General features: G+C 37.3%; 12 protein-coding genes. 10 read left to right on the top strand and 2 right to left on the bottom strand.

Features of this window, described 5'->3' with window-relative positions; translation table 11 throughout:
* Window positions 1–63 precede the first annotated feature (63 nt).
* The 9 genes from dinG (at window position 64) to M3610_RS04785 (ending at window position 7,886) form a co-directional block, all read left to right on the top strand.
* On the top strand, window positions 64–2,865 hold the full coding sequence (dinG, locus tag M3610_RS04825; RefSeq protein WP_251456940.1) for an ATP-dependent DNA helicase DinG: 2,802 nt from the start codon (window positions 64–66) through the stop codon (window positions 2,863–2,865).
* Between the two features lie 74 nt (window positions 2,866–2,939).
* Window positions 2,940–3,791 (top strand): ComEC/Rec2 family competence protein, encoded by an 852-nt coding sequence (locus M3610_RS04820; RefSeq protein ID WP_251456938.1) that lies wholly within the window; start codon window positions 2,940–2,942, stop codon window positions 3,789–3,791.
* 116 nt (window positions 3,792–3,907) lie between these two features.
* Window positions 3,908–4,078 carry a YpmA family protein gene (locus M3610_RS04815; RefSeq protein WP_098574777.1) on the top strand — a complete coding sequence of 57 codons (171 nt, stop codon included), beginning with the start codon at window positions 3,908–3,910 and terminating at the stop codon, window positions 4,076–4,078.
* Window positions 4,079–4,093: 15 nt separating this feature from the next.
* A complete protein-coding gene (locus M3610_RS04810; RefSeq protein WP_098574776.1) occupies window positions 4,094–4,567 on the top strand; it encodes a cell wall elongation regulator TseB-like domain-containing protein in 474 nt (157 codons plus the stop codon).
* Window positions 4,568–4,598: 31 nt separating this feature from the next.
* Complete coding sequence (locus tag M3610_RS04805) at window positions 4,599–5,795, top strand: pyridoxal phosphate-dependent aminotransferase (RefSeq protein WP_251457605.1); 1,197 nt, start codon at window positions 4,599–4,601, stop codon at window positions 5,793–5,795.
* A 120-nt stretch (window positions 5,796–5,915) separates the two neighbouring features.
* Window positions 5,916–6,614 carry a DnaD domain-containing protein gene (locus M3610_RS04800; protein WP_251456936.1) on the top strand — a complete coding sequence of 233 codons (699 nt, stop codon included), beginning with the start codon at window positions 5,916–5,918 and terminating at the stop codon, window positions 6,612–6,614.
* Between the two features lie 45 nt (window positions 6,615–6,659).
* Window positions 6,660–6,863, top strand: coding sequence for a multidrug transporter (locus M3610_RS04795; protein WP_251457602.1), 204 nt, complete (start codon window positions 6,660–6,662; stop codon window positions 6,861–6,863).
* A 5-nt stretch (window positions 6,864–6,868) separates the two neighbouring features.
* Window positions 6,869–7,531 carry an endonuclease III gene (gene nth, locus M3610_RS04790; protein ID WP_251456934.1) on the top strand — a complete coding sequence of 221 codons (663 nt, stop codon included), beginning with the start codon at window positions 6,869–6,871 and terminating at the stop codon, window positions 7,529–7,531.
* Complete coding sequence (locus M3610_RS04785) at window positions 7,524–7,886, top strand: YpoC family protein (RefSeq protein WP_251456932.1); 363 nt, start codon at window positions 7,524–7,526, stop codon at window positions 7,884–7,886. The genes nth and M3610_RS04785 overlap by 8 nt, the downstream gene beginning before the upstream one ends.
* A 31-nt stretch (window positions 7,887–7,917) precedes the next feature.
* On the opposite strand, the gene M3610_RS04780 is transcribed toward M3610_RS04785, so the two are convergent.
* Together M3610_RS04780 and recU are read right to left on the bottom strand one after the other, a co-directional pair.
* On the bottom strand, window positions 7,918–10,587 hold the full coding sequence (locus tag M3610_RS04780) for a PBP1A family penicillin-binding protein (RefSeq protein ID WP_251456930.1): 2,670 nt from the start codon (window positions 10,585–10,587) through the stop codon (window positions 7,918–7,920).
* Window positions 10,588–10,616: 29 nt separating this feature from the next.
* Complete coding sequence (gene recU / locus M3610_RS04775) at window positions 10,617–11,231, bottom strand: Holliday junction resolvase RecU (RefSeq protein WP_251456928.1); 615 nt, start codon at window positions 11,229–11,231, stop codon at window positions 10,617–10,619.
* Between the two features lie 193 nt (window positions 11,232–11,424).
* Between recU and M3610_RS04770 the strand changes: the two genes are divergently transcribed.
* Complete coding sequence (locus M3610_RS04770; protein WP_251456925.1) at window positions 11,425–12,402, top strand: DUF2515 domain-containing protein; 978 nt, start codon at window positions 11,425–11,427, stop codon at window positions 12,400–12,402.
* Window positions 12,403–12,524 lie beyond the last annotated feature (122 nt).

Below are 12,524 nucleotides of genomic sequence, written 5' to 3'. Positions count from 1 at the left end.
TACTTTTTCTTTTAAAGATTATGTGATACCGTTTGAATGAACGAAGGTTTGGGGTGTTAATAAATGTTAAATAAATTCGTCGTAATCGACTTGGAAACAACGGGAAACATTCCAAAAAAGGGTGATAAAATCATTCAATTTGCAGCTGTGGTCATTGAAAATGGGAAAATCACAGAAAAGTTTTCATCACTCATTAATCCCAAAAAATCCATCCCCATATTTATTGAAGAATTAACGGGTTTAAATGATGATATGGTTAAAGATGCGCCGCTTTTTTCGGAAATCGCGGAAAAAGTCATGTCTTTACTGGACGGGTCCTATTTTGTTGCCCATAATGTTTTGTTTGATTTGTCCTTTCTTCAAGAAGAATTAATCCAAGCGGGCCAAGAAGGGTTCTTCGGTCCTGTTTTAGATACGGTTGAAATGGCTAGAATTCTTTATCCCACGGCAGATGGTTATAAGCTATCTAATTTAGCGGAGAGAGAAAAATTGAATCATGATCGCCCCCATCAAGCAGATAGTGATGCACAGGTTACAGCTGAGCTTTTACTGATTCTTTTAGAAAAATTGGCTTCTTTACCACTCACAACATTAAAACAGCTTGCACATTTATCAGGCGGATTGAAAAGCGACCTACAACAGCTGCTTGATGAATTACTGATTAATAAAGAAGAAACTGTCGAATGCTTATCTGAGACATTGGAGATATTTAGGGAACTTGCTTTAAAAAGGATTCCAGACCAAATTAGGCTCCCTGCTGAAGATAAAGAATATCATTTCCCTGCATCTGAGGCTGAAAAAATCAGAATGGTCAGTCAGGCATTTAAAGCTTTCGAGCAAAGAACGGGTCAATTTACCATGATGGATACAATCTATCAGGCTTTTCAAAATGAAAAACATGCTGTGATTGAGGCTGGTACAGGTGTTGGCAAGTCTCTGGGCTATTTGCTGCCAAGTGCTTACTTTTCTAAGAAGAATAGGCTTCCAATCGTTGTAAGTACACATACTATCCATTTGCAAGAACAGATTTTAAAAAATGAAATACCGCTCTTGTCTAAACTTTTGCCCTTTCCATTAAACACTGTATTACTTAAGGGAAGAAATCATTATATTAGTTTAGAAAAGTTTCACCAGACGCTGGCAGATGATAACGATAATTACGATACCGGTTTAACAAAGATGCAAATTCTTGTTTGGCTGATTGAAACAGAAACAGGTGATCGGGATGAGTTAAACCTTTCAAGCGGCGGTCAAATTTTTTGGAATAAAATAAAGAATGAACCAGGAATTTTTTTACAGGACGAAGCGTGGCAAGAAAGAGATTTTTATTTAAGGGCAAAAAGAAAAGCGGAAGTTGCTGATATTATTATTACTAATCATTCTTTATTATTAAGTGATATTAAAGGTGAAGTGGCAATCCTGCCTGAATTTTCTTATGCCATTATTGATGAAGGGCATCATTTTGAGAAAGCCGCTAGTCAGTTTTTTGGACATACATTGGATTATTTATCGACCCGTCTCCTATTAGGTCAATTTGGACTGTATGAACAAAAACAGCTCTTTTATGATTTGGAAATGCTGCTGGATTCTGTACCAAGTAAAAATGAAGCCAGGACCAACACTACTAAGTTAAATCAACTTGTGACAGATCTTACGTTTGAAATGGACGAATTTTTCCAATTGATTGCTCTTTTTGCGAGAGCCAAGATGGCGAATAAAAAAGGAGTTAATCGTGCCAAAATTCGCTTTTCACCCAATGACGAAGCAAGAGAAAAAAAGGCATTGATTCATAGTGCTGAGAGATTTGCCTTTATACTAAAGGACCTTGATTCAGAAATTAGTGAACGTCTTGAATGGTTAAAAAATGCGAGTACTTCTTTTTCACGGATAGAAGAAAATAAATTGGAAGAAATCCTCCAATTTCAAAGCGAATTAGCAGATCTTAGAGATACGGTTACTAATTCCTTTCTTAAAATAACGAATGATGTAAAATGGATTGAAATAGATATACGCTCACCGCAAAATGTTACTACCTTTATGGTTCAGCCAACATCCGTAGCAGGGAAGCTAAATGAACAATTCTTTCAATTAAAAAAAGCGGTAGTATTTACTTCAGCAACGTTGACTGTAAATAAATCATTTAATTATTTTATAAAGGAAATGGGTCTAGACCCTGAATCTACGGTCCAATTAAATATCCCATCTCCATTTGCATATAATCAACAGGTGCAGCTTTTAATTCCTGAGGACTTACCAGAAATTAATACAGTTTCTTTAGATGATTATGTAATTTCAATTACGGAGCATATCATAACTATAGCTGAAGCAACTAATGGGAGAATGCTGCTTCTATTTACCGCCTATGACATGTTAAAGAAAACCTATGAATTAATCAAAGAGAGTGGTTTTTTACATGATTATGCAATGATTGCCCAAGGGATAACTAGTGGAAGCAGAACAAGACTAACCCGAAACTTTCAACGCTATGATAAGGCGTTATTGTTGGGGACAAGCAGTTTCTGGGAAGGTGTAGATATACCTGGAGAGGACTTGTCCTGCCTTGTTATTGTTAGACTTCCATTTAGCCCGCCAGATGATCCTTTAACAGAGGCGAAATGCCAGTTAATCGAAAAACGCGGGGGAAATTCCTTTTCAGAATACTCCCTTCCAGAAGCAATTCTCCGTTTTAAACAAGGTTTTGGGCGCCTTATTCGAACAGAAAGTGATCGAGGTATCATTGTGGTGTTTGATAAAAGAATTGTAACCACCAAATATGGGAAGGCCTTTTTGAAATCTATACCTCCCGTTCCTATTAATCGAGGAAAGATGGATGAATTAGTTGAAATTATCCACTCGTGGTTATGATTTGAGAGACATCAGTCAACTTAATCTGGATAAAAATTGGTAAATAAACACATCCTTAATATAGGAGGTGTGTCATGAGAACCTTACTAATTATCATGTCATTATTTATTCAAACAACGCTCATGGTAGAGGCATCAGAGCCTTCATTAAAAAATATTGAGAATATTAATTTAAATATTAAGGACCATGAAGTTGCAGTCACTTTTCTGGGTTTGTCGGAAGGGGAAGCAACACTGATTCAAGGCGCAAATAACGAGAATACCTTGATCAATACCGGAGGGAAAGAAACTGCTGCTGAATTAGAGGGTTGGCTATTCCTTTATGATGTAAAAGAGATTTCTAAATTAATCCTTACACATAACGGAACAGAACTTTCTAAACAACAATTAAATCGTCTAATCTCGAAATATAATATTAAAGAAATTATTTCAACACCTAAATTCTCTGCTAAAATCAAAAAGGAACTAGATTCAACAAATAAGCCTGCAGTTGTCTCATGGGGGCAGGGTACAAAGAGGCCAATTCTGCCTGAGATGACTGCTGAAGTTCAATTTGTGGGAAATGATACGAATGAAGGTATGGATTTAACACTTGATTTTTTTAATCATCGAATATTCCTAATGACTTCATTCACGCCAAGGGCAGAAGAGACACTCTTGGAGAAAAATCTAGAGAATATTAATGTGTTTAAAATCCCTAATGGTGCACCGGCAGACTCTTTATCTGAGAAATTAATTCAATATCTAAATCCGCAAATTTCAGTCCTTTTTGCACCAGAAGAAGAGACGCATGATCCAGATATACTGGTTGATCTTCACGAAACTTGGTCAGAAATTTATTCAACGAAAAAACATGGAACTATAACAATAAAATTCACCGATTCAAATTATGAAATCATAACCATTCCGATTGAATCAGATGAATAAAATTTAATTAAAAAAATCATAGCATCTTTGACCCGCTTTTTGCTTCCACCTGTTATAATAATGGATAAGATTTATCAAATAATGTAGATAAACAGGAAAATATTGGAGGATAACGGATGGAAAGTAAAATAGAAGTTTTATCAACAGTGAAAATCCAACACAGTCCGGATCTGTATAAAATTGTTGATGCCCTTAATCGAACCTTGAAACAGGAAGACCTTATGTTTGGACTTGCACTGGATCAAGCGAATCAAAATACAGCGATTTTTACGATTTATCGTACATAAAGAAGTGAATTAGTAATGAAAAAGTGGATTATTGTTCTTTCAATAATAGTATTAGCCTTTTGTGGGTTATTGATAAAAGTTTATTTATCAGCATTGGATCCCGTGAAAACAGCAGAGACAAAAGCTGTCTCACGTGCTCAAGAGAAAATTTCACTAAAGGAAGTAGAAGATTTTCATATTTATAATGGTATTGAAACGATTAATGTCATTGAGGGGAAAAGTAAAAATGGTGACAAAATTATCGTATGGATGCCTGAGAAAAGTAAGGAAATTATCGTAAGAAAAGCTAAGAATGGGTTAACAAAGGAAGAAGCAATTCAAAAACTTCAACAAGAGAAAAGCCCGAAGAAGATTATCTCTGTTCGTCTCGGTATGGAAAAGAATATCCCACTTTGGGAAATTTATTACCGTTCTAATAATAATTTAATAAATTATTACTATGTTCACTTTGATACAGGTGAATGGCTAAAAAAAATTGAAAACCTATAAATAGATGGAGAGCGGAGGAATTGAAATGGTAGTGGAATTAGCTAATCGTGTAAAAGCACTTACACCTTCAACGACATTAGCGATTACAGCAAAAGCAAAAGAACTAAAGGAACAAGGGGAGGATGTTATCGGTCTAGGTGCTGGTGAGCCTGACTTTAATACCCCACAACATATTTTAGATGCTGCATTTCAATCAATGAATGAGGGGCATACGAAGTACACCCCTTCAGCCGGCTTGCCTGCATTAAAGAAGGCAATTATTAAGAAATTTGTTGAAGACCAGGGACTAGCTTTTAATCCTAATGAAATCATTGTTGGAAATGGCGCGAAACATGTCCTTTATACTTTGTTTCAAGTGATTTTAAATGATGGTGATGAGGTCATCATTCCAACCCCATATTGGGTCAGTTATCCAGAACAAGTAAAATTAGCTGGTGGAGTCCCAGTTTATATTGAGGGATTTGAGGATAATCAATTTAAAGTGACACCAGAACAATTAAAAAAGGCAATTACGAAGAAAACAAAAGCTGTTATTATTAATTCACCGAGTAACCCTACTGGAGTCCTATATACAGCTGAAGAACTTTTGGAAATAGGCAAAGTTTGCCTTGAGGAGAACATTCTCATTGTTTCAGATGAAATATACGAAAAGCTAGTTTATGGAGAAAATAAACATATTTCAATTGCTCAACTTTCTCCTGAATTAAAAGAGCAAACGATTGTTATTAATGGCGTTTCCAAGTCACATTCGATGACTGGTTGGAGAATAGGGTATGCAGCTGGAAATAAAGAAATTATTGAAGCGATGACAAACCTTGCAAGCCATAGTACATCTAATCCAACAACAACTGCCCAATATGCAACAATTGCTGCTTATACTGGTTCACAACAGCCAGTTGAAGAAATGAGGAAGGCATTTGAAGAAAGATTAGAAATTATTTTTACAAAGCTTGTTGCAATTCCAGGTGTGACATGTGTAAAACCACAAGGAGCTTTTTATCTTTATCCAAATGTAAAGAAAGCAGCAGAAATAACTGGGTACCAGAATGTGGATGCTTTTGTAGAGGCACTACTCGTGGACGCTAAAGTTGCAGTAATTCCTGGGTCAGGATTTGGAACGCCTGATAATATTCGTCTTTCCTACGCAACATCTTTAACATTGTTAGAAAAGGCAGTGGAGAGAATCCACCAATTTGTGGTTTCAAAGTCAAGTATGGTCAATCATTAATTACTGTAAAAAGTCTGCGAATAGCTGCAGGCTTTTTGCTTTTAGTTACCAAAGATGGATGCCGTATACTCTTACTCGGATAGAATGTTCATGATATACTTAACAGGAGGTGTCCTGAATATGAAAACAAACTTACTAGCATGGATTCAAGAAGGAAACATTACTGTTCCTACATTATTATTTTCTGAATATCGCAATTTAAATTTAAATGAATATGAACTTGTTCTTTTATTAAATATTCTCACCTATTTAGAAAAAGGTCATGAATTCCCTACTCCGGATGAGCTTTCAGCAAGAATGACGATAACTATTTCTGAATGTAATGAAATGCTCAGGAGACTGATTCAAAGAGGCTTTATTCAAATCACCGATGGACATAATCATGATGGTATTCGATATGAGAAGTATTCCATTGAGCCTTTATGGGAAAGACTGATAGAACAGTTCTTAATAAATAATAAAATGAATAAAGATTCGGACAAGAAAGCTGATGAAACAGATCTTTATACATGTTTTGAAAAGGAATTCGGACGTCCGCTTTCTCCGTTTGAATGTGAATCACTTGCAATGTGGATGGATGATGACCATCATGACCCAATGATCATAAAAGCGGCTTTACGTGAAGCGGTAATGTCGGGGAAATTAAATTTCCGCTATATTGATAGAATTCTCTTTGAGTGGAAAAAGAATGGAATAAAAACAATTGAGCAGGCCAAAAACCATGGTCTTAAATTTCGTCAAAAGCAAACACAAAAGGGAAGTATCAAAGACGAACCACACCAACCAACTGTCCCTTTCTACAACTGGTTAGAACAATAAATTCGAAGAGCGAGAGACATATCTCTCGTTTTATTTCATTTGGCTGTGTTAAGGGTAAATGGTGATTTTGGCACTCTGTTGATTGGAGTGGAAGGCACGAAGACTCCTGCGGGAGTACGGGACAGGGGAGACCCCGCAGGAGCAAAGCGACGAGGAGGCTCCCCGGCACCGCCCGCGGAAAGCGAAGTGCCTGGAACGGAAATCAACAGACCAGTTAACACAGCACTTCATTTAAATAGAAGTAGGTGAAAGATATGCTAAATAACAGCCAAATCCGTTATTGCCTTGATCAAATAGGCGAAATGTTTCCCGATGCCCACTGTGAGCTTAACCATTCGAATCCATTCGAACTGGTCATTGCTGTAGCTCTATCAGCGCAATGTACCGATGTCCTTGTAAATAAAGTAACCAAATCATTATTTGAAAAATATAAAACACCCGAGGATTACCTAGCTGTTCCACTTGAAGAATTACAAAACGATATTCGTTCGATTGGCCTTTACCGAAATAAAGCTAAAAACATCCAAAACCTTTGTCGAATTGTATTAGAAGAATATAACGGTGAAATCCCAACAGACCGTGATGAGTTAACAAAACTGCCTGGTGTTGGCAGGAAAACAGCGAATGTTGTGGTGTCGGTTGCTTATAATATACCCGCAATTGCAGTAGACACACATGTGGAAAGAGTTAGTAAACGATTAGGTATCTGCAGGTGGAAAGACTCTGTCCTTGAAGTGGAAAAAACATTAATGAGGAAGATTCCAAAAGAAGAGTGGTCACTCACACACCACCGCCTGATTTTTTTTGGGCGTTATCACTGTAAGGCACAGAATCCACAATGTCCAAACTGCCCTTTATTAGAGCTCTGCAGGGAAGGAAAAAAGAGGATGAAAGGGCAGGTCGCAAGCAATGCATAAAAAGGAAGTGGAGATTTCCAACCTTCTAACAGAATGGAAAAATAGTAAAATGCAATTGGAAGTACTATTTCGGGAACGTGAGTATAAAAATACAAAATTGTTGATGGATAAGGGGATTCAATTGTTTATTCAATTTCTGGCTTGGTCCAATGATTTGCCAGTTGCTTTGAATGAATCGCTTAATTTAAAACAGTTAGAGTTTAAGCCGGTTAATGTTGAGGAACGATTGGCCTTTATTACCTCAAGGCCAGCATTATATCATTCTTATCGACAACTATCAGAGTTGATGATGGAACAGGAAAAATTGTTTGTAAAGAGAAACATATTAAAAAAAGCGTCTAAACCAAATGGTTAGACGCTTTTTAATGTTTTCTGATTGCTAGGTTTTAGCCAGGAGTCCCCACAGCTGGCTGCTCTCCTGTCCCACTGTCAACTGGGATATCTGGTGGGGTGGTTCCTTCTCCATTTCCTTGTTCCCCGCCGTTGTCACCTGTGCCATCACCTGTCCCAGTCCCGTTCCCGTTCCCGTTGCCAGTCCCGTTCCCGTTGCCAGTCCCAGTCCCGTTGCCGGTCCCGTTCCCGTTGCCCGTTCCGTTACCATTACCATTACCATTACCATTGCCATTGCCATTGCCATTACCATTGCCATTGCCATTGCCATTACCTGGCGGGGTGGCTGGCTCATTACCCGTGTCAGGGTTAGTTTCTTGGGCTGGAATTTCAATGGTTGCCGTTACGGGATCGCTTTGTCTATCTCCACTAATCGCAATAATGGTGAAGGAATACTTTGCCCCCGGTACTGCTGGAATAGTTAATGAAGTCTCTGATTGAGTATATTTTTTCTGTTCTGTACCACTAGACACTGTAATAGAGAAAGTAACATTGGATTTATTAGAGTACTTCCAAGATAATCCTATCGTATTACTTGTCTGATCATAGTTTGCTTTTAGATTTTTTGGAGCAGCTAGTTTGTCATACTTTGTGGAAACTCGATTAGGTGAGTGACCCTTCACAGCATACTCTGTAATAATTTGACTTGATGGTGTGTATTGACTTGCTAAAACTGGAGGCATTGAGCCTCTCTCAATCCTTACTCTTTGAACGCTGCTAGGCATTTTAAAGTCAGGTGTATCGGTATCCCTAGATACATGTTCCATGACGTTTTTAAAAATTAATTGGGCTAAACGTTGATTATTTCCAACCGCATTAATAGGGGTACTCCGGTCTTTATAACCAGTCCAAATAGATGCAGTGTAATTGGTCGTATAACCCGTGAACCATGCATCAGGAACGGATCTGCTGCTTGGAATATTCCATTTTTGAATTTCTTCATCTGTATAGTTAGTTGTACCTGTCTTACCGGCTATATCAAGTCCAGGAACATCCGCTCTTGTGCCTGTACCAGGATAATCGAGGACACTTTCCATCATACTTGTTATCATAAAAGCAGTAGAGTCTTTCATTACCACTTTCGGTTCTGGAGCAGTGCTTATCACAGTACCATCTCGGAGTTTGATTTTCCTAATTGCATGAGGTTTTGTATAAATGCCTTTATTACCAAATGCACTGTAGGCACCTGCCATTTGCAGCGGTGATACACCTGTTTTAAAACCACCAATCGCATAAGATTCAAAAATTTCCTTTAAAGGGATACCTAAATCCACTGCAAAGTCTTTTGCTTTATCAAGGCCAACTTGTTGCAATGCTTGAACAGCAGGTGAATTTCGTGATAATTGCAATGCTGTTCTGATAGTCATAGCTCCCTTATAGCTTTGGTCCCAGTTCCCAAACTTTTTCCCAGAAGAATAAGTAATAGGCTTATCTTCTATCATTTGATAGGTTCCCCAGTTTAAATACTCAATTGCAGGAGCATAATCAAGAATGGGTTTGATAGTTGATCCAGGTTGACGCTGGGTATCAATTGCATAGTTAAATCCCCGTTTGACTTTTTGATTTCTACCGCCCCCAATGGCACGGATTTCACTCGTTTTCGTATCCAGAAGTGCTATTCCAGCTTGGAATTCATCATCTGGATAGTCGATCACATCATCTTTGTTAAGGATATCCTCAACATAAGATTGTGCATTCGGATCAAGTGTTGTATGAATGGTTAAGCCATCAGTAAAAATATCAAAATCAGATGTTTCTTTCACTTCATCAATTACTGCATCGACAAATGAATCAAAAGGTTTCTCTTTAACCTTTCGCTCTTTTTCATTTAATACGGTTTCTTTAACTGATACTTTTTTCGCATCTTCCATGGCTTGTTTCGAAATAAATCCATGCTGGTGCATTAATGTTAAGACGATGTTGCGTCTTTTTTCAGCTAAATCAGGATGGTCGAAAGGATTATAATTATTTGGACTTTGCGGCATCCCAGCAATTTGGGCCGCTTCTGAAAGTGTTAAATCCTTTAATTCTTTTCCATAGAAAATCTTTGCAGCCGTAGCAATCCCATGACTATTTTCAGAAACATACACTTTATTTACATACATTTCGAAAATTTGGTGCTTTGTATATTGCTGTTCCAATTGATAGGATAGCCAGGCTTCTTCAACTTTTCGCTTTAAAGTTTTTTCTGGGGTTAAAAATGAGTTTTTAACTACTTGTTGTGTAATGGTGCTGGCACCCTCAGAACCAAAGCCATGTTTGATATTTGCGAGGACCGCCCCTCCTAATCGAATCGGGTCAATTCCATGGTGCTTGTAAAAACGATAATCTTCTGTTGCTAAGATCGCATTTTCGACTACCTGAGGAATATCTTTATAGTTTACATATTCCCGATTAACAGCGCCCACTTCTGTTACAAGTTTGTCATCTTTATCTAAAATCTTCGAAGGGATTGGATCTTTTAATAATTTCGGGTCAAGTACGGGAGCATCCTTAACTAAGTACGCGAAAGTACCCACACCAGCCAGTATACCAATAATACCAAGGGCTACTATTGTTAGGAAAATTTTCTTTACAAGCCCCCCAGATTTTTTCTTGGCTTTTGGTTTACCTTTAGTTTGGAGTTTCTTTCTGCGCTCCTCTCTTGATTGGTATTGTTCAGACATTGTAATATTCCTTCCTTTCGAGCCTAATCTCAATTGTAGAGCTTATCTATTATTTTAATATAGTCAATTCGGGGTTGAAAACCAAGTGGAATCAGGTACCCCTTTTGTTCCACTTCTTCTTTCGTGATTGATTTTCTTCCGCCATTTGTCATTCGCTCCCAAAAAGTTAACAAGTGCTTTGATTCAAGTAAGAAAACTTGCTCAAACTTTGTAAAACGGAGGATAACAAAACATATACCACCTTGATAAAGCACTTCTTCCATATGCTGTATCTGGTGTTGATGAAAATTCTTTAATGGAAATGAGGTAGGATTTTGTGTTTCCTTTGCTTCGAAGTCAATATACCTTCCTTTATAAACCCCATTATAGTCCGTCGTAGATGCTAACTTAAAATAAGCTTCCTTAATCACAGCTGCACTCCGATTTGGATAATCAACTTGGACTATTTGAACAGGTGTTGGTTTCTTATGAATAACGGCTATCTTTCTCTCCCGGTAATATTCATTTGTTTCATTTAAATCTTCTTCCAGCGTCATTCCTCTGTTACTATAAGAATCATTTTTCCTTTTTTTACTGGTACTTTCTGTGTCTGCGTCAAGGGCTTTAGGTATGTACCTTTTTCCGTTTGGATAGTTAAAATTCATCTTTTACACCTCTCAAGCTATTCCTTATCATACCAAATCTTAGCGAGATTGGGGTGTATAAAATACTTTTGCATACAAAGGCTAATAACAATTGTAATGATAATGCCAAAATTATACATGATGCATTTTTCATAAAGGACCTAAACGCTAAAATGTACTAATAATCTATTAAAAAACACAAGGGAAGATGAATATGAATCATCTTACAATACAGGAACAAACAATCATTCGTCAAATTCAAGCAGAAACGAAGAAGAAAAATGTCGATAATATCTCAAGGACAGAAGCTTATTTATCTTATTTTAAAAAAAATCCTGATATCATTTGGGCTTTTTTAGCAAGTATGGTTTCAAGAAATGGTGGATGGAATATGTGTGACCTGCAAGGCTCCATCTTTCCTCAATTAATTACAGATATGACGAGAAAACAGCTTTTTCTTACCTATGAACGGGCAAATTGGCTTATTTTTAATGATGTCTATCCTCAGTTGTTGGTCTATCAATATTCGACGAAAATGAATCGACAAATGTTTCATTTACTTCCTTATTTTCATGTTTCAGCGTTTATACAAAAGGAATGGTATCGATATTGGAAAGAAAACGATAAGAATAGACTAACCACTTGTTTAATCATAAATGAGCAAAATGTCATTCAAACCCCTGTAATTGACCATCCTGTTTATAAAAAAAAGATTTTCAAATCAAAGCTTTTTTCTTTTCAGGATTGGCTGCATTTCAGCTGCGTTTTGTTTCCGACATGCGGAGGAGAAGTATACGGCGCTAGCGTCAATGGTTTCAAATCACTATCGAAACGAATCAATCTAGGTAAACGACTTGCCAGTATTCTTTTTCACCCGAGACTATTTCCTTACTTTTTTGAGTTTGCAGAGAAAACGCCTCATACTGGTTCAAGATATGATTATGAACAATATTTTAAAATAAAATCTGGTCAAAAAACACCGATTTTACGAGCAACCTTTCCAATTATAGAGCATAATCAACATAAATTTGAAGATTGGAGTTTGCGTCGAAGGGTCCCCCCTAGTTGGATGTATTTTCCGGTAGACAATCGTCAACCCATTCATCTGACCGATTGGTACTTTTCAAAATCCAATCAACTTCAGTTAATACTAGCGCTCCAAAAGACCTTGCAGTTAAAAAAGTGGAATTAGAAAAAGCAAGGGAGACCCCCCTTGCTTTTTTGGGTATTATTCTGCCGGACGGTTTTCACCAACAAGCTTTTTATCACCATAGCCTGTCTTTTTAACTTCATCAGCTGGTCTTGTTTGTTGCT

It is taken from the genome of Neobacillus sp. MER 74 (genome assembly GCF_023714155.1).
Note: the sequence above shows the minus strand (reverse complement) of the source record. Positions and strands in the feature narration are given on the sequence as shown.

Excerpts from the sequence above, each read along its gene's own strand:
- dinG (WP_251456940.1), top strand. The coding sequence starts at position 64 with ATGTTAAATAAATTCGTCGTAATCGACTTGGAAACAACGGGAAACATT.
- M3610_RS04820 (WP_251456938.1), top strand. The coding sequence starts at position 2,940 with ATGAGAACCTTACTAATTATCATGTCATTATTTATTCAAACAACGCTC.
- M3610_RS04815 (WP_098574777.1), top strand. The coding sequence starts at position 3,908 with ATGGAAAGTAAAATAGAAGTTTTATCAACAGTGAAAATCCAACACAGT.
- M3610_RS04810 (WP_098574776.1), top strand. The coding sequence starts at position 4,094 with ATGAAAAAGTGGATTATTGTTCTTTCAATAATAGTATTAGCCTTTTGT.
- M3610_RS04800 (WP_251456936.1), top strand. The coding sequence starts at position 5,916 with ATGAAAACAAACTTACTAGCATGGATTCAAGAAGGAAACATTACTGTT.
- nth (WP_251456934.1), top strand. The coding sequence starts at position 6,869 with ATGCTAAATAACAGCCAAATCCGTTATTGCCTTGATCAAATAGGCGAA.
- M3610_RS04785 (WP_251456932.1), top strand. The coding sequence starts at position 7,524 with ATGCATAAAAAGGAAGTGGAGATTTCCAACCTTCTAACAGAATGGAAA.
- M3610_RS04780 (WP_251456930.1), bottom strand. The coding sequence starts at position 10,587 with ATGTCTGAACAATACCAATCAAGAGAGGAGCGCAGAAAGAAACTCCAA.
- recU (WP_251456928.1), bottom strand. The coding sequence starts at position 11,231 with ATGAATTTTAACTATCCAAACGGAAAAAGGTACATACCTAAAGCCCTT.
- M3610_RS04770 (WP_251456925.1), top strand. The coding sequence starts at position 11,425 with ATGAATCATCTTACAATACAGGAACAAACAATCATTCGTCAAATTCAA.